This is a genomic window from Halobacteriovorax sp. BALOs_7 (genome assembly GCF_003612895.1).
GTDB lineage: Bacteria > Bdellovibrionota > Bacteriovoracia > Bacteriovoracales > Bacteriovoracaceae > Halobacteriovorax_A > Halobacteriovorax_A vibrionivorans.
Window position 1 is genome coordinate 218,665 of record NZ_CP027772.1, and the last position, 21,906, is coordinate 240,570.

Annotated in this window: 22 protein-coding genes; 16 read left to right on the forward strand and 6 right to left on the reverse strand. The window is 36.0% G+C overall.

Annotated features, from left to right (window positions below):
- Nucleotides 1-6: 6 nt before the first annotated feature.
- The 4 genes from BALOs_RS01065 to BALOs_RS01080 are packed head-to-tail and all read left to right on the forward strand — an operon-like array spanning nt 7 to nt 3,955.
- Complete coding sequence (locus tag BALOs_RS01065) at nt 7-2,256, forward strand: hypothetical protein (protein ID WP_120404066.1); 2,250 nt, start codon at nt 7-9, stop codon at nt 2,254-2,256.
- On the forward strand, nt 2,253-3,161 hold the full coding sequence (locus tag BALOs_RS01070; RefSeq protein WP_120404067.1) for a hypothetical protein: 909 nt from the start codon (nt 2,253-2,255) through the stop codon (nt 3,159-3,161). The genes BALOs_RS01065 and BALOs_RS01070 overlap by 4 nt, the downstream gene beginning before the upstream one ends.
- Nucleotides 3,142-3,585 carry a Crp/Fnr family transcriptional regulator gene (locus tag BALOs_RS01075; RefSeq protein WP_114706197.1) on the forward strand — a complete coding sequence of 148 codons (444 nt, stop codon included), beginning with the start codon at nt 3,142-3,144 and terminating at the stop codon, nt 3,583-3,585. Before BALOs_RS01070 ends, BALOs_RS01075 begins: the two co-directional genes overlap by 20 nt.
- Entirely contained in the window at nt 3,578-3,955 is a 378-nt protein-coding gene (locus BALOs_RS01080) for a hypothetical protein (RefSeq protein ID WP_114706198.1), read from the forward strand. The genes BALOs_RS01075 and BALOs_RS01080 overlap by 8 nt, the downstream gene beginning before the upstream one ends.
- Here the strand turns inward: BALOs_RS01080 and BALOs_RS01085 are convergent.
- Nucleotides 3,950-4,381: a FliG C-terminal domain-containing protein gene (locus tag BALOs_RS01085; protein WP_114706199.1), complete on the reverse strand. Its 432-nt coding sequence runs from the start codon at nt 4,379-4,381 to the stop codon at nt 3,950-3,952. The two genes, BALOs_RS01080 and BALOs_RS01085, sit on opposite strands and share 6 nt — an antisense overlap.
- An 18-nt stretch (nt 4,382-4,399) precedes the next feature.
- Complete coding sequence (locus BALOs_RS01090; protein ID WP_120404068.1) at nt 4,400-4,825, reverse strand: hypothetical protein; 426 nt, start codon at nt 4,823-4,825, stop codon at nt 4,400-4,402.
- Between the two features lie 82 nt (nt 4,826-4,907).
- Here BALOs_RS01090 and BALOs_RS01095 point away from each other — a divergent pair, with 82 nt between their 5' ends.
- Both BALOs_RS01095 and BALOs_RS01100 read left to right on the forward strand, forming a co-directional pair.
- Nucleotides 4,908-6,089: a thiolase family protein gene (locus BALOs_RS01095; protein WP_120404069.1), complete on the forward strand. Its 1,182-nt coding sequence runs from the start codon at nt 4,908-4,910 to the stop codon at nt 6,087-6,089.
- Nucleotides 6,090-7,415: a hypothetical protein gene (locus BALOs_RS01100; RefSeq protein WP_114706202.1), complete on the forward strand. Its 1,326-nt coding sequence runs from the start codon at nt 6,090-6,092 to the stop codon at nt 7,413-7,415.
- A 201-nt stretch (nt 7,416-7,616) separates the two neighbouring features.
- On the opposite strand, the gene BALOs_RS01105 is transcribed toward BALOs_RS01100, so the two are convergent.
- The gene (locus BALOs_RS01105) at nt 7,617-8,162 is read right to left on the reverse strand and encodes a hypothetical protein (protein ID WP_120404070.1); all 546 of its coding nucleotides are present in this window, start codon (nt 8,160-8,162) and stop codon (nt 7,617-7,619) included.
- Between the two features lie 90 nt (nt 8,163-8,252).
- Here BALOs_RS01105 and BALOs_RS01110 point away from each other — a divergent pair, with 90 nt between their 5' ends.
- The 8 genes from BALOs_RS01110 to BALOs_RS01145 all read left to right on the forward strand — a co-directional run bounded on the left by BALOs_RS01110 (nt 8,253) and on the right by BALOs_RS01145 (nt 16,029).
- Nucleotides 8,253-9,125, forward strand: coding sequence for a HEAT repeat domain-containing protein (locus BALOs_RS01110; RefSeq protein ID WP_120404071.1), 873 nt, complete (start codon nt 8,253-8,255; stop codon nt 9,123-9,125).
- A 116-nt stretch (nt 9,126-9,241) separates the two neighbouring features.
- Complete coding sequence (locus tag BALOs_RS01115; RefSeq protein ID WP_114706205.1) at nt 9,242-9,739, forward strand: ubiquinol-cytochrome c reductase iron-sulfur subunit; 498 nt, start codon at nt 9,242-9,244, stop codon at nt 9,737-9,739.
- Nucleotides 9,740-9,768: 29 nt separating this feature from the next.
- Nucleotides 9,769-10,551, forward strand: a complete 783-nt coding sequence (locus BALOs_RS01120) for a cytochrome b N-terminal domain-containing protein (RefSeq protein WP_103218399.1) — start codon at nt 9,769-9,771, stop codon at nt 10,549-10,551.
- 31 nt (nt 10,552-10,582) lie between these two features.
- Nucleotides 10,583-11,659 (forward strand): hypothetical protein, encoded by a 1,077-nt coding sequence (locus BALOs_RS01125; RefSeq protein WP_205570963.1) that lies wholly within the window; start codon nt 10,583-10,585, stop codon nt 11,657-11,659.
- 30 nt (nt 11,660-11,689) lie between these two features.
- Complete coding sequence (locus BALOs_RS01130) at nt 11,690-14,518, forward strand: c-type cytochrome (protein ID WP_114706206.1); 2,829 nt, start codon at nt 11,690-11,692, stop codon at nt 14,516-14,518.
- 17 nt (nt 14,519-14,535) lie between these two features.
- Entirely contained in the window at nt 14,536-15,174 is a 639-nt protein-coding gene (locus BALOs_RS01135) for a cytochrome c oxidase subunit 3 (protein WP_199506617.1), read from the forward strand.
- Nucleotides 15,175-15,227: 53 nt separating this feature from the next.
- Complete coding sequence (locus BALOs_RS01140; RefSeq protein ID WP_162929484.1) at nt 15,228-15,509, forward strand: hypothetical protein; 282 nt, start codon at nt 15,228-15,230, stop codon at nt 15,507-15,509.
- Complete coding sequence (locus tag BALOs_RS01145; protein WP_120404073.1) at nt 15,496-16,029, forward strand: DUF420 domain-containing protein; 534 nt, start codon at nt 15,496-15,498, stop codon at nt 16,027-16,029. Before BALOs_RS01140 ends, BALOs_RS01145 begins: the two co-directional genes overlap by 14 nt.
- On the opposite strand, the gene BALOs_RS01150 is transcribed toward BALOs_RS01145, so the two are convergent.
- The 3 genes from BALOs_RS01150 to BALOs_RS01160 are packed head-to-tail and all read right to left on the reverse strand — an operon-like array spanning nt 16,001 to nt 19,039.
- Nucleotides 16,001-16,792, reverse strand: coding sequence for a hypothetical protein (locus BALOs_RS01150; protein ID WP_114706209.1), 792 nt, complete (start codon nt 16,790-16,792; stop codon nt 16,001-16,003). The two genes, BALOs_RS01145 and BALOs_RS01150, sit on opposite strands and share 29 nt — an antisense overlap.
- Before the next feature lie 8 nt (nt 16,793-16,800).
- Nucleotides 16,801-17,943 (reverse strand): aminotransferase class V-fold PLP-dependent enzyme, encoded by a 1,143-nt coding sequence (locus BALOs_RS01155; RefSeq protein WP_120404074.1) that lies wholly within the window; start codon nt 17,941-17,943, stop codon nt 16,801-16,803.
- A 1-nt stretch (nt 17,944) separates the two neighbouring features.
- A complete protein-coding gene (locus BALOs_RS01160; RefSeq protein ID WP_114706211.1) occupies nt 17,945-19,039 on the reverse strand; it encodes a tryptophan 2,3-dioxygenase family protein in 1,095 nt (364 codons plus the stop codon).
- 60 nt (nt 19,040-19,099) lie between these two features.
- Here BALOs_RS01160 and BALOs_RS01165 point away from each other — a divergent pair, with 60 nt between their 5' ends.
- Nucleotides 19,100-20,092 (forward strand): heme A synthase, encoded by a 993-nt coding sequence (locus BALOs_RS01165; RefSeq protein ID WP_120404075.1) that lies wholly within the window; start codon nt 19,100-19,102, stop codon nt 20,090-20,092.
- A complete protein-coding gene (cyoE, locus tag BALOs_RS01170; RefSeq protein ID WP_120404076.1) occupies nt 20,093-21,844 on the forward strand; it encodes a heme o synthase in 1,752 nt (583 codons plus the stop codon). It begins immediately after the preceding gene.
- Nucleotides 21,845-21,906 lie beyond the last annotated feature (62 nt).

Here is a 21,906-nt window from a genome sequence, read left to right on the forward strand (position 1 = left end):
GGGTATGTGAAAACTAAGTCACCATTAAAAATAATTTTTTTATTTTTAGGAGCCGCTGTATTATTTGCAGCGATTATTCTCTTTGTGGCAAAGAGGAATTTGAAACCAGATGCTATTAGGCAAGTCTTTACTGAACAATTACAAAAGGCCCTTCCTAATGCACAAGTTTTTACGCAATCTCTTGATTACTCGCTAGGAGTAACTTCTAAGGTAAATATTAGAAAAGTAGAAATACTTTACCCTCATGCTGGAAGAAAGCTTCCTTTAAGTTCATTTGATAATCTACAAGTTGAAGTTCCTTTTTGGACGATGCTTTTAGGTTATGGAACGATTTCCATTAACATCAACAAACCAGAAGTCAGCTATATTGAATTTAAAAAGGGCTCCAATTGGGAAAACTCCTTAGAGAAGAAAGAAGTTGTTAAATTTGGAACAGAAGATAAAGCAAGCAACAAAGCTTCATCAAAAGAAGAAAGTAAGGATAGTAATGACTCGTTTGGAGCATTAGGCTTCTTTGCAAATGCAAGTATCAACTTAAATATCAATGATATTAAGGCAAACTATGCTCTTAGAGATGGTGATCACGGTGAAGTTATTATTAATCGTTTTGCCCTTAGAGATGTCGGTCTAAATACGACAACAACGTTCGAGCTCAAGTCTCGTTTCGACCTTTTAAAAGATAAGCAAAATGCAATGTCTTTTAATCTGGCAATCTTAGGGGAGTCGAAGCTTGATAAGTGGCTTACAGAAAAGAAATTAGACTTTAATGCCGAAGCCTCGATTACAAATATAAAGTCGAATCTATTTATTAAGCCTTTAAATAAAATACTTTTAACGATTAATGGTGGCCTAAAAGATAAGCAGTTATCATCGGAATTAGCTGTTGCGCTTGAAGAGCAGCAATTTATGAAATCTAAACTTGATTATGACTTAAAAAATGGAAGACTATTTTTACATAATCTAAATCTCGATACAGATTTAAAAAACTTTATCTCTTACTTTATCGATTTAACGACTCTCGACATTTTAATTAATGATGGAAGACTTAAGGTTGAAGGAAAATTAAGCAGTCAAAATAATAAGCTCAATCCAAATATTACAACTTCAATAAATGGAAATGTCGTTGCATATAATATCCCTTTGAAATTAGATGTAAAAAATAATCTTAATAATAAGCAGATTCGTTCTGCAATTGAGGTCAAAGCTTTAGAGGGAAGTGCAAAAATAGGCCAGTCAACACCATATGTACTTGGAGTTGATCGTTTTGATTATTTAAAAACATCTATTGTAAACGTTCATTTAAAAGATGTTGTTATTCCTACACAGATACAAAGCACGCCAAGAGAGGAAGAAAAGAAAAGCTCCGAGACAGATAAAGATGAGAGTGGTGAGACAAGTAGTAAAAAGTCACTATCCAATACTGAAGGAGAAATTTTTACTCAATTTCCACTAAAGTCCAAAGTTCGATTCTCAAATGTAATCTTAGGAGAGTCACCTATAAATGGGCAAATTTCTCTTAGTGTTAATAGGAAACAATTAAAGATCAGATCTAATAAGTTAAAACTTGGAATTGCTCCCTTGATGCTGAGTTATGATTCTCAAATAAAAGAGAATTCAAAAACTTCACAAGTCAAAAGCTCATTTAAGAACGTTGATATTTCAAGTGCAGCACTCTTTATCCCTGAAAATATAATTGATTCAATAGAAGGAAGTGCAAGCGGTGCTATTGATGGAAAGACTAAGGACCAAGAATACGACTTTAATGTTAATTTAAGAGTTAAAGAGGCAAAACTTAATAAAATAAATCTGACAAAGGTCTTAACCAGTTTATTTTCAAAAGTTGAAAAAATAGCAAAGAATGATTTCCAAATTGATGGGAAAATAAATGAGATATCATTTAAAGGACGTTTTGACGATCGTCTTCATCAAATTCAAGAATATCGAGTGATTGTAGATGATGGCCTTTACGTTCTAAGAGGTAAAGGAAAGATAGACTTTAAAACGACTGGTGAACTACTTGGAGAAGTTGTTATTAATAAACCAGATTTAAAACATGATCTTGAAAGAGATTATGGTACATCTAGTATTCCTTTTCGTTTAGAGGGAGTTGGTTACCAATTAAGAAATGATTACGAATATACAGTAAAGAAGCTTGCTGAATATGCAGGTAAGAATTTATTAAAGAAAGAATCAGATAAGATTCTTAAAAAGAACAAAAAGAAAGTAAAAGAATTATTTAAAGGTTTATTTCAATGAGTAAAGATCTAATTGGATCAATTGATATTGGTTCAAATTCAACTCTTCTATTAGTTTTAAATACAAAGACGAAAGAAGTCGTTGAAGAAGTTTCAACTATTACGGCACTTGGTAGAGGACTGGATAAAAATGGTGTGTTCCAAGATAAATCTATGGAAGATACATTCCGTGCCTTAAGTGAATATAAAGATAAATGTAAGTCTCTTGGTTGCGAAAAAATAATCGTTACTGCAACAGAGGCCTCTCGAGTTGCCAAAAATGCGCAAGAATTTTTCTCAAGAGTAAAAAGAGAATTAGATTTAGAGATTCAAATTATTTCTGGTGAAGGTGAGGCTTATTACACTGCATTTGGAATAAATGAAATGATGAAATCAAAATCGAAGGTACAACTTATCTTAGATGTCGGTGGAGCTTCAAGTGAGTTAATACTTATTAAGCCAAAACCTTTTGAAATATTAAAAACAGTTTCACTGCCAATTGGATCAGTACGAGTTGATGATTGGATCAAAGACGGGGAACTTAAAAAGAACCTTGATGCTATTTTCGAAAAATATAATGTTGAAGATTATAGTGGTTACGATGTTATTGGAGTAGCTGGGACATTAACTAGCTTAGCTCTTATGTTTTCTGGGGCCAATAAATTTTCAAACGATGCAATTAATAATTTCTCACTAGCACTTGCTGACTTTAATGAGAGTGTGGATCGTATACAACTGGTTGATGCAAAGGCACTAGGAAAGCAGTTTTCTTTCTTAGGAAAAAGGTCTAAGACAATTCAATCTGGAGCGATCTGTTCTCAAACAATCTTAAATAAGATCAATCCAAAGGAAATAAAATTTTCAACTTACGGCCTACGTTATGGAACGGCCATTTCTGGAGCAATAGATGAAACTTACCTCGTATGAATTATCAACTTTAGAGGCCGAGTCTTTGATTTTTAAAGAAGGACAAAAAGCGGATTATATTGTTCTTGTGAAGTCTGGTACAGTTGTCACTGTAAAAGATCATAACGGACGTCTTGTTCCAACTGGAATTCATAAAAATGGTGACTTTCTTGGAGTTTCAGGTGGAATAAATCGCGGTGTATATGATGAGTCAGCCTTTACTGTTGGTCAGGTAGAACTTATGCCTATTCCGATTAGTGAGGTTGCAAAAATTATCGATAATAATGAGTTATGGCTTAAGAAAATTATTAATACGACTATTGATCGTTTAGATAGCGCTGTAAATATTCTTGCTGAACATAAGATTTTTGATACTGCTAAAAGTAGTGATTTTTCGTTTGATGATGAAGCAGAGGCCAAGTTTAGGAAGTTAATGAATGCATAAGTTTATAATTGGAATTTTATTCGTCTTTCTTTTAGGCTGTCAGCAAGAAGAGACTAATTGGCAAGGTGGTGTTGATCAAAATAGTAATGGTATCCGTGACGATATCGACACTTGGATAAAAGAGAAAGCAGGGGACTCGAATCGTCTTAAAAAAGCACTTGAAACCCTGGCCAAAGTAAACCCTGCTGATTGTGAGTATTCTGTTAAGGCAAAATGTTTAGAGCAACTTAGTGAAGATGGAATTTTTCTTCAAATCGAGTTGTTGGAGCTACAATTAAATACAAGTGAATTAAGAGAGAAATTCGAGGACAACCTTAAAAATTGTCCCCGTATTGATGATCGAAAAATTAATTATAAGTGTGATTTATAGGCTAAGTCTTCCACGGTTATTAAGAGCAACAATTGTATCAGTAACTCTTTTTCTGGCCCTTTGAATATCTCTTGTTTCGTTTCCACCAAGATTCTTTACAAGGTAAGAGTATGCCTCTTCAGCACTTTCTCTTGGAAGAAGTGTAAGAATTTTCTTCTGAAATGTTTTTTCACACTCTTTAAGTGCAACACCTAGAATTGGGGCCTTAATAAACTTTAGAACTTGTGCTAAATCAATATCATCCAATGAGTAAATAGTATTGAATGTGATACTTTCAGCATATAGCTCTTTGGCCAGCGTAGGGTTTCTCATCTGGATATTTTTAAGTAACGTTGCCCTTTCTTCTGCTCCCATAAATTTGAGCATTTCAATAATTTGAGCTTTACCGTTAATGAATACTCCACCATTTTCTTTGCTAGCTTCCATTTAGTTTCCTTTGGGAGATTAAGCCTCTTCCCATTTCATTTTTTCTTTCATGTATTTTTCGCGAGCTTGTTCAAGTGTATCGCGGTGAGACTCTGTCATTTGCGAAATCTGATTGTCATGGGTCTCTTTTAATTCTGCAACCCTTGCTTCATGGGACTTTTTCATATTATTAAGCTCAAGCTCCATGCGCTCTTTTTCTTCTTTAACAAGTTCAGATTGCTTGTCTCTAATTTGTTTTAATTTAAGTTCTGTCTTATTTTCAAGACTACTGATCTCAGTTTCATAGTGTTTATTAAGTCTTTTAATGTCTGAAAGATGCTTTTTCTCAGTTTTTTCATATTCACGATTATTCTCGATCTTCGCCTTCTTTAATTGATGGGCGTGTCTCTTGTATTCTCGTTGCTTGAATCTTTCGAGCTGCTGACGGTTAATTTCTGTAGACATAATATACTCTTCTTTGACTAGGACCTAAAAGCGTCCTAATATATTTTATAAAGGATTTAACCGTAAGTGAATGGAGGCAAATATGTCCTTAAATAAAGGCCGTCGTGTATTTTTAATAGAGGGAAAACGAACACCATTTGGTAAATTTGGTGGCTCATTAAAAGATATTAAGCCTGTGGACTTAGCAGTGTCTGCCACAAATTCACTACTTAGCGAAGTTGGCCTTAAGGCCGAGCTGATTGATCAGGTAATTCTCGGTAATGTCGTCCCTTCGTCAACTGATACTATGTATGGTGGAAGACATTTGGCCCTAAAGGCAGGATGTGATGAAAAGACTCCTGGAATTACTATTAACCGACTATGTGGCTCGGGTATTCAGGCAATTTTAGATGCGACTAGGTTAATTAAATTAGATGAAGCTAAATGTGTACTGGCCGGTGGAACTGAGAATATGTCGATGGTTCCTCATCTAACATATGGTGCACGTTTTGGTACGAAATACGGATCACTTAAGAATGTGGATATGCTGCTCGATGCTCTAACTGACCAACATGCTGGTTGTCCAATGGGGATAACGGCAGAAAACCTTGGTGGTAAATATGAAGTATCTAGAGCTGATTGTGATGAATTCTCACTACTTTCTCACCAAAGAGCAGCTGATGCCTATAACGATGGACACTTACAAAAAGAAATATGTGAAGTAGAGATCAGAAAGGGAAGTGTTTCAAAAGATGAACACCTAAGAGCTGATGCGTCTTTGGCCGATATGAATAAACTGCGTTCAACTTTTGTAAAAGATGGCCTAGTTACTGCTGGTTCTGCATCCGGAATTGTCGATGGTGCTGCTGTGGCCTTAGTTGCTAGTGAAGACTTTGTAAAAGAGCATGGTTTAAAACCTATTGCAGAAATTATTGATGGTGCAGTCGTTGGAGTTGATCCGACAATTATGGGAATTGGCCCAGCTCCAGCAATTAATCAAATCTTAGAAAATAATAAAATGGAACAATCTCAGATTGATCTATTTGAAATTAATGAAGCTTTTGCTGCACAAACATTAGCTTGTTTAAAAGAACTTTCATTAGATGTGAGTAAAGTAAATATCTGGGGGGGAGCAATTGCACTAGGACATCCTCTTGCTGCTTCTGGAACTAGAATTACAACAACACTTGCACATCAATTAAAAACTGAAAATAAAGAGTACGGTATTGCAAGTGCATGTATTGGTGGTGGCCAAGGAATTGGTATCCTTATCAAAAGAGTATAGATGAATAAGGTAAGTGAAGAATTAAAATTCTTTCATAATGATTATGTAGCTTTTCGTGACTGGCTTTGTCTCGATATTCAAAATGTAACGTGGCAAGGTAAGTACCGTGAGGATTTTGAAAGATTTTGGCAGGCTTTCTTTGATGAGGACTTAACATTATTTCAAATCTCTAAGCGCTTCACTTATTTAATCGAAAATATAAATGTAGGACCTCTAGAATCATGGTTTATTTGGCTTAGAGATAAGTTTAATTGCTATGTTTTTATTTCACGTGGAATTACAATTGAAGAGCTTGCACAAAACCTTCACCAAAATGAAAGAGATATTGCAATTCTTTTAAGAAGCTTCTTTGTTGAAGTTTTTCCTGAACATGAAGAGTATATAAACCGTAACTTTACAATTAACGATATCCTTTCAAGCAATAAATCTACAACAGTTCAGAAGTTAGTCGATGATCTCGGTGTGGATCTCACTTTTTCAGGAAGTCATAACCATGAGATTCTAACATCAATGGAGGTAACTCTTTATCAAGAGTGGGTATACTTTGTTAGAAAGATGGAAAAAGACTTCAAAGTTAGAAACTTCAATCTTTCACGTATTAAGTTAAGAGATAACTTAAGTTCAAAAATTCAAACTATGGCACAGATATTTGCCTTTGTCGGTATTGCTATTTTTCTTGTTTGGGCCATTGAGTATGCGAATAAAACTTATGAAAGTTATCTAGCGGATAAAATTAGTGTATATGAACCACAGTTTCGTTGGGAAAATGAAGGTTTAAAATTCACAGAAGAAACAATCGCTGATCAAGAACAGATTGCACAATTTGAATTAGATATTAAAGATATTGAAAATGTTGATGATTCAGAAAACTTTCTTGGTGAAACATTAGAAGACGAAGAACGTGATGAAGTTGAATCAGAAGTTGTTCTAACATCAATTGATACACTTCCAAGAGATATCTCGTCTGCTGATCGCGAGCAGTCGTCTTTTGAAGAAGATATTAAAGGTGGTGGTTATCGTGATTCTCGCTACGGTAATACAAAAGTTTACCGAGTGATGATGAACTCTGCTGATACTGATGAAACTCGTCGAAGATTATCAAGACTTTTAGATCTATATAAAGTTACACAAGTCGATAACGTAAAGCCTGGCCTCGCTGTTCCTGGTGGTTTTTATTACAACCTCTATGTTCCCAGATCTCACTTAAAAGATTTCATGGCACAAGTTAAAGGTGATGATGCTGTTGTTATTTATGAATCTCGTACAAGAACACGTCGTAATCCACCTGGTAAAAATAAGGTCTTTATTTGGCTTAAGACTATTTAAGCACCCGCAAAATTGATTGGCTAAGGCCAATCTATTGTTTGCGGTTATGGTCACGATGACTTGTATGTCAGCGAGAGGCAGGAGCCGAAGCTGACTGCTAGCCCACTAATCTTTAGCTAAAAATCTTATTCGAGAGGAGTGCATTTATGCACGACGGTTCGTCTGAATGGCCGACGATAGGGAAAGCTGTCGCGAAGGCTGCTACATCTGACCATCTGGAATACTAAATAGCGTCTTTACTTCACGAAGTAGTTGGTGAGTCTGACCAAGGAAGTGCCATTGCCTAACAAACCCAATTAGCATTGAGGCAATAAACCCATACGCAACACCTGAGTGAGTTGTTTTTTCCACCATATTCGTGTCATGGGCACCACCTAGGAAAAATGCAATCATTCCTAGAATGATCATGAGCATTGTCCAAGGAATAGTTTGTCTCTTGGCCAGGTCGGCCTTATGAACATAGCGTTTAACTTTATCTTTATATGGAGTTAGGTCTGCCGGTGCGTCATCAAATAGCTCATGGAGATTTTTTTCACTTGTAATAATCAGATTGATATTATTAACAAGTCTCGAAACACCAATAAAATAGAACATTACGAATGCTTGTGCGAAGATTGTATAAAGGTAGGCTGGAATGGCCAACTTTATGTGACTGATACCCACATCAATAAATCCTAGTGCTACGCAAGTAGTTAGGCCGATTGCGGCAACCATGATAACGATCAGTGCTCTTAATAGATAGGCCATAATTTCACCTTTTATAATTGTCAACTATACTCTAATTTGCTAATTCTTATTTCATATTTAATAAAACATTTACTATAAGGCAATTTCTTCGTGAGCGAGAAAAATCAAAGTAATAAACTAGATAAAAAACTTCTTGAAAGTAATCCGGTAATGGGCTCTTTAATGGTGCCTATTGCAATCGTATTAGTTGGAGCATTAATTATTTTTGGTGTGACTAAGATGCTTTCAAATGATCACTCTTATAAAGATCTTGTCCATGAGATGAAGTCGAAAACCTTTGGTAATAAGTGGATTGCAGCATTAGAGCTTTCAAAAGTTATTTCTGCTGGAGCAATTGAAGAAGAAGATATTCCATGGGTTGTAGAAAATCTAAAAGATGTTTATCGAACTAGTGTTGATCCAAGAACTCGTGACTTTGTTGTTGTGGCAATTGGGGCCCTTGGTAATGAAGGAGGCCTTCCTGTACTTGAAAGTGCCTTAAAAGATAAAAATCATCCTGAAATTAATTTTCATGCAATGGTGGCACTGTCAAAAATGCCTAAGGGGATTTTGTTTAACTGGGATCTCGTAAAGTCTTTTCTAGGAAGAGATGATGCGGCGCTAACTCAGGTGACGATACTGACTCTTGCTACTCACGAAGTGAAAGATACAGAAAATTTATTTGTTGATCAGCTTAAAAGTGAGCTCGGTTTTACTGTTAGATATGCCGCAGCTACAGCATTAATCGCGTATAAGAACGATGAAGCGAAAAATACGATCAATGAGATTTTAATGCTAAATGATGAGTCTTTAGGCAAAAGATTAACTGTACAGGAGATCCGTGGCCTTAAATATAATGTACTCACTGCGTTGAAAAAGTACGGTTGGAACGAAATGTCGCCAAGCGTTGAAAAAATGATAAATATTGAGAAGGATATAAAAGTTGTCAGCCTTGCAAAGGAAGTTTTAAATTCGTTGAAATAGTGATAACATCCTTCAAAGAATAAATTGAATTTGCAGTAACTTATGAATCACAATTTGAGTCATTGCGACTTAAATTAGTGCATTTTTGAATAAATAAGAAATAGAGGTTTCTAAAAATGTCTGAAAAAAAACAGCTAAACCGAAGAGAGTTCTTTAGCTTTGTAACTGTTGGTTGGGTTGCGTTTACTTCTGCAATCGCAGGTTTCTTAACATTAGCTTTCCGCTACACTTACCCGAACGTTAACTTTGAACCAGAAATGGACTTCGTTGCCGGAAGACCTAACGATTACGAAGAAGGCGTTGATGAGCGTTGGAAGAACGGTTACGGTGTTTGGATTGTTAAAATGGAAGGGCGCTTATTTGCACTTTCAAATATCTGTACGCACCTTGGTTGTGTACCAAACTGGCTACCTGCTGAATTAAAATTTAAGTGTCCATGCCACGGTTCTGGTTATTACCAAAATGGTATTAACTTCGAAGGGCCAGCTCCAAGACCACTTGAAAGATATAAAATTTCACTGAATGCTGAAGGGAAAATCATCGTCGATAAAACTAAGATCTTCCGTTATGAAAAAGGTCAGTGGGATAACCCTCAAAGTTTTTTAAAGGTTTAATTTAGTTAAATATATAGGAAGGAATAACAATGGCTAAAAGAGGTGTTGTTGATTACATTAGAGAGACTCAAGTCTGGAAATCAATCTTTAGACACGGTCCTCCGACAAACGCAAGAAATAGAGCAGCAGTAGTTGCTGGTAACGTGTTTTTACACTTACACCCAATCAAACTTAAGAAATCAGGGGTTCAACTTGGTTATACTTGGTGTATGGGTGGACTTACTTTCTTTATTTTCTTAGCACTTACTGTAACTGGTGTACTTTTAATGTTCTATTACAGACCAACTGCTGAGTACGCATATAACGATATTATCGCACTTAAAGAGCACGTGCCTTTAGGGATTATGCGTGAGATTCACAGATGGGGTGCCCACGCCATGGTTATTACTGTGTGGCTACACATGTTCCGAGTCTTTATGACTGGTTCATATAAACCACCTAGAGAATTCAACTGGGGTGTTGGTGTTATTCTATTAGTATTAACTCTTCTTCTATCGTTCACTGGGTATCTTCTACCTTGGGATCAGCTAGCGATTTGGGCGATTGCCGTTGGTTCAAACATGGCCAAAGCAACTCCATTCCTAGGGCATGGTGGTCCAGGTGCTGCGTTAGCACAAATTGGTGACTTCGTAATGGTTTCTGATAAAAACGACGTTCGTTTCCAGCTTCTAGCAGGACGTTTCGTTGGAGAGCCGGCGCTATTAAGATTTTATATTCTTCACTGTGTATTCATTCCACTTGTTGTAGGTGTTCTAATTGCAGTTCACTTCTGGCGTGTAAGAAAAGACGGTGGGATTTCAGCACCACTTTAGAAAGTATATTTTGAGAGAAAGGGATATATAAATGAAAGAACTTATCAACTGGCTAGCCGATCCGATTAGATCATTCCCGATTGTGTCGGTCTTATTCTTCTTCATGATGAAATATTATCGTGTTGTTGGAAGTAAAAAGTTTGCTAAATGGTCGTTAATCGCAGCTGCACCAATTACGGTTTGGTTTTGTATGGATGCGAACTTTAGAGCAATTATTCTTTGGCCAGATAACATTCCTATTAACATTATTATTGTTCTTATTGCTTGGCTTACTTGGTATGCACTTTATAGAGCCGCTGAGAATGATAAGAGAATTGAAAATGGTGAGTGTCCAATTGAAGCACTTCCAGAAAATAGAGAAAAAGTATGGGTATGGCCTAACTTAGTTTTCACTGAACTTATGTGTATGATCGGTTGTACAATTTTCTTAGTTGTATGGGCGATTGTTTTCAAGGCACCTCTTGAGGAACCTGCAAATACTACTTGGGCACCAAACCCGGCAAAAGCACCTTGGTACTTCCTTGGTCTACAAGAAATGCTTGTATATTTTGATCCTTGGATGGCAGGGGTTGTGCTTCCTGGACTTATTCTAGTTGGACTTATTGCAATTCCATATATTGATACAAACCCTAAAGGTAATGGTTATTTCACAATTAAAGAAAGACCAATTGCTATGTGGGGATTCCTTTATGGTTGGATTGTTCTTTGGATGTATCTAATTATCGTTGGTACTTTCTTACGTGGTCCAAACTGGACATTCTATGGTCCATTTGAGTACTGGGACTTCCATAAAGTTGTTTCTGAGTACAACGTTAACCTTTCAGAGTTTGTGTGGCTTAAGTGGCTAAATACACCAATGCCTTCAAATATTATTGTTAGAGAGATTGTAGGGATTATCCTAACTCTTGTTTACTGTTGTGTACTTCCAGTTGCAATTGCTAAGTCAAAGTACGGGAAGAAGATTATCGAAAACACTGGTCAGATTAGATATTATATTTTCATTATTCTAGTACTAGGTATGACATCACTACCAATTAAGATGGTTCTGAGATGGCTATTTAGTCTGAAATATATTATCGCTCTGCCTGAGTGGGAACTTAACCTGTAAGAAAGAAGAAGTAATAAAGGGTATATAAAAATGTCAAAGAAACATGAGCCAGGCATGGCCTATGATATGAAAAAACTGAATAAGATCTTCGCGATCTTTTCACTAGTTCTTTTGGTCACTGTGATTTGGGTTTTTCTCGATGATTACTTAAGACCTTGGAAAGCTATTCAAGTCGAAGCAATGAAGATCGAAAAAGAGAAGATTGCTAAAGACATTGCTGAAGAAGAAGCAAAGATTTCAAAAGAAAAACTTGAGATCTTAGAAAGAGAACTTGAAGTAGCCAAGAAAGCAGTTGCTGAAAAAGAAAAAACAATTGCTGAAGTAAATGAACAACTTCATAAAATTGAAAAAGAGATTAAGAAAGAACAGATTGTTAATGGTCGTCTTAACTCTGACGTTGCTGCCTTAGCATTTAATTATGGTGTTGCTCATGCTGAGCACGCTCCAAATGCTGGTGAGTTATATTCAAAACTTCAGGAAAAGAAGAAGTTATTTGCTGCATCTACAGATCGCAAGAAAGAACTTCAAGCAAGTGAAAAAGCTCTTAAGAGAAAAGCTGCTTCTTTTAATTCAGATATTGAATCAATTAAGAAGCAGATCAATAGTATCGTAGGACGTAAAGAACTTCTTAAGAAAGCTGAAGCTAGAAAAGAAGTAACTCCTATTTTCGCTTTAAGAAACTTACCATTTATCGACTTTATGGACCCAACAGTTAAGGTTCAACAAGTTGTACTTGAAAACATTACAGATGATCGTTTCTTTCAACAGGTTCCTAAAGTTGACCGTTGTATGACTTGTCACACATTTATTGATAAGCCTGGTTACGAGAATCAACCAAACCCACATAAGACACACCCTAACTTAGACTTAATGGTTGGTGCACAAGGTAAGCACCCAATGAAGAAGTTTGGATGTACAGCTTGTCACGGTGGTGAAGGTCATAGAGTTAATGACTTCAATGCAGCAGCTCACATGCCTGCTACAGAAGAGCAAAAACAAGAATGGATTGCTAAGTATAATTGGCATGAGCCACACAAAGTCCCAATCGTTCAGTTTAGACGTGGTGACTATGAAGCTGGTTGTGTTAAATGTCACTCAGATGTTCAATATATTCCACAAGCAACGACTCTTAATGAAGGACGTCGTAACCTTGAAAAATTTGGTTGTTATGCTTGTCACAAAATTGAAGGTTGGGAGCATAAGAGAAAACCAGGTCCAAGTTTAGAGAAGATTGCAGCGAAAGTTGATAAAGAATTCTTTAAAAATTGGGTATGGGAACCAAAGGCATTCAATAAGCATGCAAAAATGCCTCAGTTCTTCCAAAATGATAATAACTCAACACCAGAGTTTACAAAGAAGAATATTGCAGAAGTAAATGCAATGGCCGAACTTATCTATGAGCAATCAGAGAGTTACAAGCCATTCATGAAATACACTGGTGGTAATAAAGAACGTGGTAAAGAACTTGTTGGTTCTGTTGGATGTTTATCTTGTCACGGCGCTAAGGACTTCCCACTTGAGTCTCAAAAAATTGATGCTCATAAAGGGCCATATTTAGATGGAATCGGTTCTAAGATTAAAGATGCTAACTGGATGGTTTCATGGCTTAAAAAACCAAGCCACTTCCAACCAGATACAATCATGCCTTCTTTCAGACTTACTGATAGAGAAGCAAATGATATTACTGCTTACTTAATGAGCTTAAAGAATGAAAAATTTGAAAAGCTTAAGTTTGCAAAAATGGATAAAGAAGCAAGAGATGAAATGCTTGTTACTTACTTCTCAGCGTTTGACACTGTAGAAGTTGCAAAAGCAAAACTTGCGACAATGAGTGATCATGAAAGAACAATGGAACTTGGTCGTCGTTCAGTTGGTAAGTACGGTTGTTACTCTTGTCACAGCATTAAAGGATTTGATGGAAGAGCTCCTATTGGTCCTGAATTAAGTAAAATTGGTTCTAAGCCTCTAACTCAATTTGGTTTCTCTCATGAGAAAGTTGAGCACTCTAGAGAAGCTTGGATTAAGGCACACTTACTAAACCCAAGAAGATGGGATAACGGTGTTGATAAGCCATTCAAAGATCTTTTAAGAATGCCTCAATTCCACATGAAAGAAGAAGAGGCCGCAACAATTACAACTGCTCTAATTGGTATGGTTGATCAAAAAATCCCACTTAAGGGTGTTAAGAGATACGATGCTGATGAAACTGTTGTTAACGAAGGTATGAAAGTTGCTGTTAAATACAACTGTATTGGATGTCACCAGATTGATGGACGATTTGGAGATATGCTAGAGATTTACGATGATGTAAATGCTGCACCTCCAAGACTTGTTGAGCAAGGACATCGTGTACAAGCTGATTGGTTCCATTACTTCTTAGGAAATGTTTATCCAATTAGACCTTTTGTTGATGTAAGAATGCCTTCTTTTGATCTTACTGATGAAGAAAAAGAAAAGCTCGTTGATATGTTCCGTGTAAAAGCTGATCAACCTTTCTTTGATAAGAATGAGAAAGTTGTTTGGGAAAGCAAGGAAGAAAGACGTGCTGCAGTTAAGTTATTTAATGACCTTGCTTGTACATCTTGTCACACTCAAGGATTCAATAATGATGAAGCACTAGCTCCAGATCTTCGCTACGCTAAGAGAAGACTTAGAAAGAGCTGGATTAAGAAATGGCTAAGAGGACCAGACCAAATTATGCCTGGTACAACAATGCCTTCTTTCTGGCCTGAAGGTATGGCAGCTGATCCAGATCTTCTTGATGGAGATGCTGAAAGACAAATTGAAGCTGTTACTAAATACGTTTTAGAATTAGGAAGTGACTTTTACTCACCAGAGCACAAGAAGCAGAGTAAATAGGTAAAGGGAGTTAACAAATGGCAGGACATGCTAATACAAAAGATTTAGTTCATGATGGTGTAATTGCTTACCCTGATGATCCACAATTCGGTAAGGCTAGCCCTAATAAACTTGGTATGTGGCTGTTTCTTGGAACAGATGCCATGTCGTTTTCAGGTCTACTAATTGCTTATGCTGTACTTCGTGCAACTAAGCATTGGCCAAATCCTGTTGAAGCACTTGGTGGTGTTCACCTTTCAGGGATTATGACATTTATTCTTATTTGTTCTTCTGTTTCAATGGTTATGGCAATTGATGCTGTAAAAATGAGACAACCTAAGCAAATTAGAAATTGGCTTCTAGCAACGATTATTGGTGGAGTTATCTTCCTTGGTATTCAGGCATATGAGTATGTTCACTTAATGACTGATATGGGAATGACTTTCTCAACATATGAGCACGGAAATAACCTGTTCTCATCAACATTCTTTGCTATTACTGGTTTCCACGGTCTTCACGTACTTTCTGGGGTTATTTACCTAATTTATATGTATGTACTAGCACTTAGAGGTCGTTTTGATAAAGGTGATTATGGACTACTTGAAGTTTGTGGTCTTTTCTGGCACTTTGTTGACCTTGTTTGGATTCTAGTATTCACGTTCATTTACTTAATTTAATTAATTAGAATATATGAAAAAAAGGCCCCAGTTAATCTGGGGCCTTTTTGTTTTTGGCCAAAATATTAGACGAAATCAATCGAAAAGAGTATAAGGTCAAGTATATGAAAGCATTTATCGTTCCCTTACTTATACTAATAGTCGTTCTATTTTCTGATTATGTGATGGCATGTCCAGGCTGTGCTGGTTCGATGGATAATCCAAAAGATGCTCGTCTCGTGTGGATTTTAATTATATTTATTGGGCTAATTTATATTCCATTTTTTATTCTCTATAAAACGATTTACAAGTATCGCAAAAATTCAAAAGTTGCTATTGCCAATGAAGAAGAATAACAGCAACTTCATTTATACACTTCTATTTATTTTAAGCGGCTTTATTGCGCTTTTTCTTGTTTGGTTTATTTATTTCAAACCAGAAGCGGCCGTAAAATTGTGGTGGGTAGATCATCTTCCATTTGTAAACGCTATCTTAAATACAATTTCGGCGACATTACTTTGTATGGGATATTACTTTGTTAAAACAAAGAGGGTTTCCCTTCATATAAAGAGTATGTCAGGTGCGACCGTAACATCAGCACTTTTTCTGATTTCATATCTACTTTATCATCACTATCATGGTGATACGAAATTCATCGCACAGGGAATGGTAAGGCCAATTTACTTTGCAATTCTCATATCTCACGTACTTCTGAGTATTGTGATGTTACCAATGATTTTAATCACTCTTTGGAATGCTTTTTCTGGAAATTTTTTAAGTCATAGAAAATGGGCAAAGTGGACTTTACCCATTTGGCTTTATGTTTCAGTAACAGGTGTTCTTATTTTTATTTTCCTAAAGTATCTGAATTTTTAGTCGTTCTACGTTTTTCAATATCAAGTCGTGATTTTGGAAGAACCACTTCATGTGGGGCAACTAGAACTTTTTCACCAATAACGGTGTCACCAAAGATCGATGCTTTCAGTCCTACTGTTGCACCTCTTTTTATTACTGTCGGAGCAATAACGAGATAACCTGCTTGCGCGTAGTGAGCAAAAATTGTAGCAGAGCCACCAATTGTTACATAGTCTTCAAGAGTGATGAGGCCAGGGTCAGATATATTTGTTGTATTGATGACACAATTTTTTCCTATTTTCATTCCCATCATTCGATAGAAGAGAATAATAATTGGAGTCGCTTGCCAAAAGTCTAAAACAGTATAGCGAACAAGTTGAGTTAAGGCATTGTGATAGTACCAAGGAAGAGTTTCAAGAGAGATCCAACTTCCTTTAAATGGCTTCATCTTTAATGGATAGAGCCAATTGAAGAAGGGAACAATAAAGATCAGCGTTATAGTATATGCCCCGTATGACATTACAAAAGCAAGGGACATGGAAAGGCCTTGTACAAGGATATTACTATTGGCAACCATGGCATATGTTTCAGTAAGAAATATATAGCCCGGAGTTAATGCAAGTGTAATACAAATTACATAAGTAATTGCCGGAGGTAACATTGCCACGACATATCCAATGGCATTACTTTTTCTAAAGATATTCTCAAAAAACCTCGCAATACCCTTTTTGTCAGATGCGCCTGAGCCAAGTTCTTCATGGCTCTTTTTTTCTTTTGTACTCATTAATCAACCTATTTGATATTATTAATAATATTTGTAGCCCTTATTATATCATCAATATCTTGGTAAATGCTAAAGCCAAACCTTAAAATATTTTGTCGGTAATCAGTTTCAATACTTTCTTTTCTCAGTTTTTGAGCAAAAGATTCGCATTCTTTAGAGTTTGGAAACTCAAAGGCCAGGAAGTGGCCCCTTGTATCCATTGGGATAAGGTTCTTAGATAGATCAGTATCAGAAATAAGATTGAGAAACTCATTCATATTTGTTTTTACGTGATTATGAATTTGTTCTACTGAAATATTCTCTTCTTTCCAAAGTTGTAAAACTGCATTCATTCGATAAAGAGCAGAGAAGTCCATTGTGGATCCTGCAAAACGAAACCCTTCATTGCTAAAAGGAACTTCATTTTCTTTGTAGTTTGTTAGTTCTCCCATTTGAGCAAACCAGCCAGTATTCTTGGGTTTAAGTTTCGTGTTTCTTGGTGAAATTAAGAAACAAGATCCTTCTCCTGAACCACAATATTTATAACCGCCGGCCATATAGAAAATTCGATCCTCAATGGCCGATAAGTCAGTCGGCAATGCCATGAATCCATGGTAGGCATCGATAACAATGGGTGCTTCGGTTTTAATTTCGTTAATAAACTCCGTTAAATCTGGAATTGCATAACCAGAATTAAAGAAGACATGACTAATAAAAATCAGGTCGTATTTATTAGAGTTTGCTTCTTTGATAAAGTCATTTATGAAAGAGTTATCTCTTGTATTTTTTATTTTCGTAACTGATACAATATTTTCTTCTGCAAGCCTATTGATCTGTCGGTCAAATGAATAAAACTCACTATCTGTTGTTAGGATTTTTGCTCCATTAGGAAAACAAGATAATAAGCGATATGTCAGTTCATGTGTGTTAGGTGCAAATGTAATTTGCTCTGGACTTGATGTGTTTAATATTTCAGCTAATCTCGTTTGAAGCTCGCGAAATGTGTTTGAGAAAAATTCTCCCCATTTATGGTCTGCATACTTTGCACTGTCATCCCAATACTGAATCTGTGCTTCTCGCGTGACATTTGGCCAGTAATGATGTGAATGTGCTGCAAAGTGAAGCTTTCCCTCGTTTGCTTTTAGAAATTTTGAAAAGTATTTCTTATACATTCTAGTCCTTATAATTAAAGTTCATTTCGTCTCGCAGTTCCTGTGGAAGACTTGGCCTTTGAGATCTTGGAATTAAAAATGTTGAAAGATTAAATAAATCAATGAATGACCTGTTATTTTCAGCGGCATCTCTTAAGTATTGATGTCCAGATGATCCACCTGTTCCAATCTTAGTTCCTAGCATTCGGTGGGCCATTAATGCGTGCTTATATCTCCACGTTGTAAAATTCTCATCAATATCCATTAGGTGGGAAAGTATTGTATATGGAAGTGTTAGAATAGGCTCATCTCGATAGAGAAGCACAAATAAAGCATTAAGAGTTGCTTTTTGTGAGAGTCTACGCTTGCCCTCTTTGACAAGATTGGCATATTTTTCTTCATTAAATAGAGTATCAAAAGTTTCTCTCGTACTTTGTAGATTTGCTTTTTGAATCTCAAGTGCTTTAGGAGTCATATTTGCAACATTACTAAAAATTGTAATTTCATCCCCACAGAGCATATCCTCTACGCAAGCCTGGTATTCTTTCCAAAAATCAAAATCTTCTTTAAAAGTAAATGGCATTCTTTCTAGCCATTTTTCAAGAGCTGAAAATAAAGTGTCTTCTTTTTCGATTTTTAAAAGTCTTTCTTGATCTTGTTTATTTAATCGACCGAGAAAGTATTCTCGATCCACTTCCTTACGGTCACTTGTTGATAACCCAAGTAAAATCTCAATTTCTCTAAACTGAACACTTTGAAAACCAGAAGCTGGAACAAGAAGCTCTCTAAACTCAAGGAAGTCCATCGGAGTCATTGTTTCCATGACTTCTAATTGACCAAGTAGTAATGTTTGAATCTTTTTAATTCTTTCTAATCGAGAAGATACCGTTGAAAGTACTGACTCTTGAACTTTTTCGACTGAGAAAATTTTCTTTATTGAGTTGAGCTCGTGTAGAATCTGTTTAAACCATAATTCATATACTTGATGCACTAGTATAAATAGTGTTTCATCGTGGGCCTCGTCACCATATTTTTTTGACAGAGGATTTTGAGTATCGAGTAATTTATTTAATTCTAAATAGTCACCGTAATAGACAGGTCCTTGATTTTTGTGCATATTGACTCCTATAGAGAAATACTATCCTATCCCATCGAAATTGGAAATTATTGATAGCTAATGTTGGGTAAAGAAGTTGTAAAAGTAGAAGACATAATGATGGATAAGAATCGATTTAAAAAGTTTTTGCCTATAGTCATAATTACCGTTTTTACATTGATTTTCATTGGAGGAATGGTTCGTAGTACTGGTGCAGGTATGGGATGCCCTGATTGGCCGACCTGTTTTGGAAAAGTCATTCCACCTACTAGTGTTGATCAACTTCCCGACGACTATCGTACACGTTTCTCTAAACCAGGACGAATTGTTGCAGTCTTTAATCCTGTACATACTTGGACGGAATACTTCAACCGTATGGCCGGAATTTGGACTGGTATCGCTTCAATTATTTTATTCGTCTTATCTTTTGCCTATAAGAAGGATAATAAGAAAGTTGTCTGGCTTGCAGGACTTTCCTTATTCTTAGTTGTTTTAAATGGAGGAGTCGGAGCAATGGTTGTCCGCTCTCATCTTCATCCAAATGTCATCACTGTTCATATGCTACTGACAATTTTTCTAACTTTTGCTCTGGCACAGCTGAAATATGAAACTAAGCCAATTTCATTTGAACGAAATTATAATGTTGATAAGTACAAAGATTATTTATGGGTTTTAGTTACTTTTCTCGTAATCCAGGTTGTCCTAGGGACACAGGTAAGAGAGCAGATTGATGTGATCACAAATACTGAGCCAAATTTAGCACGTACTAATTGGCTTGAGAGACTTGATATGATTTTTTATATCCATCGCTCATTCTCGATTCTAATACTTTTAGGCTTCTCATATACACTGCGAAGAATTATGCAGGAATTTCAAGACCATGCATTTGTCCAAAGAAAGTGTATTTCTATCATGTTAACGCTGATAGGAGTGGTTGCTGCCGGTGTAATTTTAGCATACTTAGCATTTCCGGCCGTTGCTCAGCCTATACACCTACTCTTTGCAATCTTACTCACATACTTTATATATGAGTTAATCGTAATTTTAAAAAAAGCAAAACAGGTGAGTGTATAAGTGTTTCGTACTTTGGCCTTTATCAATATTGTTCTGACTTTAGGGCTAATTGTTATTGGTGGGCTCGTTAGTGCAGACTTTACTGGTTTAGAGTGTACTTCTTGGCCTATTTGTTATGCACCAACTGTTGATAAGGCCTCAATATATCCGATTCTCCATAGAATTTTTGCTGGAATCATCATTATTTTAAATACGATTCTTTTTATAAAAAAACCAAAAGAGAGAGCAGTTCGTTTAGGTTTATTCCTACTTATTCTTCAGTCACTTCTTGGTGGTATAAATTTTATCTATAAGTTACCTACATTAGTTAGTGTTTTTCACTTAATGCTAAGTTTTGCGTATATCGCAATCTTTGCTCAGCTATTTGTTCCTGATATTGAAAAAATCAGTGAGAAAATTGTCAGTTATAATCCCAAAGCTAAAGACTTTGTTTTTGTAATGCTCCTAATTGCATTGGTACAATTTTTCTTTGGCGGTGTAATTCACCAAACAGCAACAAAAGATGTTTGTGGTATGGGTGAGAATATTAATATTCTTTGTAATACAGCAAATGGTATTCAGTTTTGGCCTAGTTCTGTAGCTGCCCAAATTCACTCGCTACATAAGTATCTAGGGATACTTTTCTTACTTACATTAATTGTTTATCTATTTAGTATTATTAAGACTGCACTGAGTCTCCATGGGAGAGCTTTTAAGCAATTTTCATTTTTAAGTTCAAGTTTAGTTATCTTGTTTCTGATCCATTTATTTAATGCAAAGAGATTGTTCTTATTAACTGATACGACTTACTTCCAAGTTCTTCACTTGTTATTGGCCGTACTAATAAGCTTAAACTTAATCTTTTTATTTCAATGGTTTATAAAGTTCGAAGAAGTAAATCTTGGTGGATACCAGCATACATTTGCAAGTGATATGTTAAGTCTCACGAAGCCTAGGCTTGGGTTATTAGTCGTATCGACAATCATTTCTGGAATCTTGTTAACTGGTGAGTATATCGACTTTTTCTATCTAGTTAATGCACTAGTTTTTTCAATTTTAATTGTAATGTCGGCCACGACTATTAATTGCTATATGGAAATTGATGTTGATGCCAATATGGTTAGAACTAAAGATCGAGCGCTACCTGCTGGAAGAGTAAAGCCGATTTATGCTCTTATTCAGGGATGGATTTTATTTATAGTTGGTTTTCTCGCAACGTACTTTTTTGTTAATACTGCGACGGCATTGCTCGGTGCGTTGGCATTTTTTTCTTACCTATATGTGTATACACCTATGAAAAGAAAGAGTCCTGCCGCGTTATTTGTAGGGGCATTACCGGGAGCAATTCCACCAGTTATGGGCCGCACAATTGTCACTGGTGAGATTGATGGCCTTGCCATTTTACTCTTTACAATTTTATTTATTTGGCAGATCCCACACTTCATGGCCATCTCAATCTATCATAAACACGACTATGCTGAAGGTGATATTAAGGTCTATCCTCACTTCTATTCAATTACTAAGATGAAGATCTGTATTGCTGTTTGGACATTTTTGTTAGCACTATCTGCTGTCAGCGGATACTTTTTCGATCTCAATTCAAAGAACTTTTTTATAGCTTCGATAATTGTTAATGGATTATTTTTTGCTCAAAGTCTGCAAAGTTTTTTCATTGATGACGAGGAGAGTTATGTGGCTTGGGCCCGACAATATTTTTGGGGTTCTATAATCTATTTACCTCTCTTGTTATCCTTGATGATTTTCCTTAGCTAAATCGTGGAAAATGTTATAAAAAAGGGTTAAAATTTAGCAATTCAATTTAATTAGGTATTTCA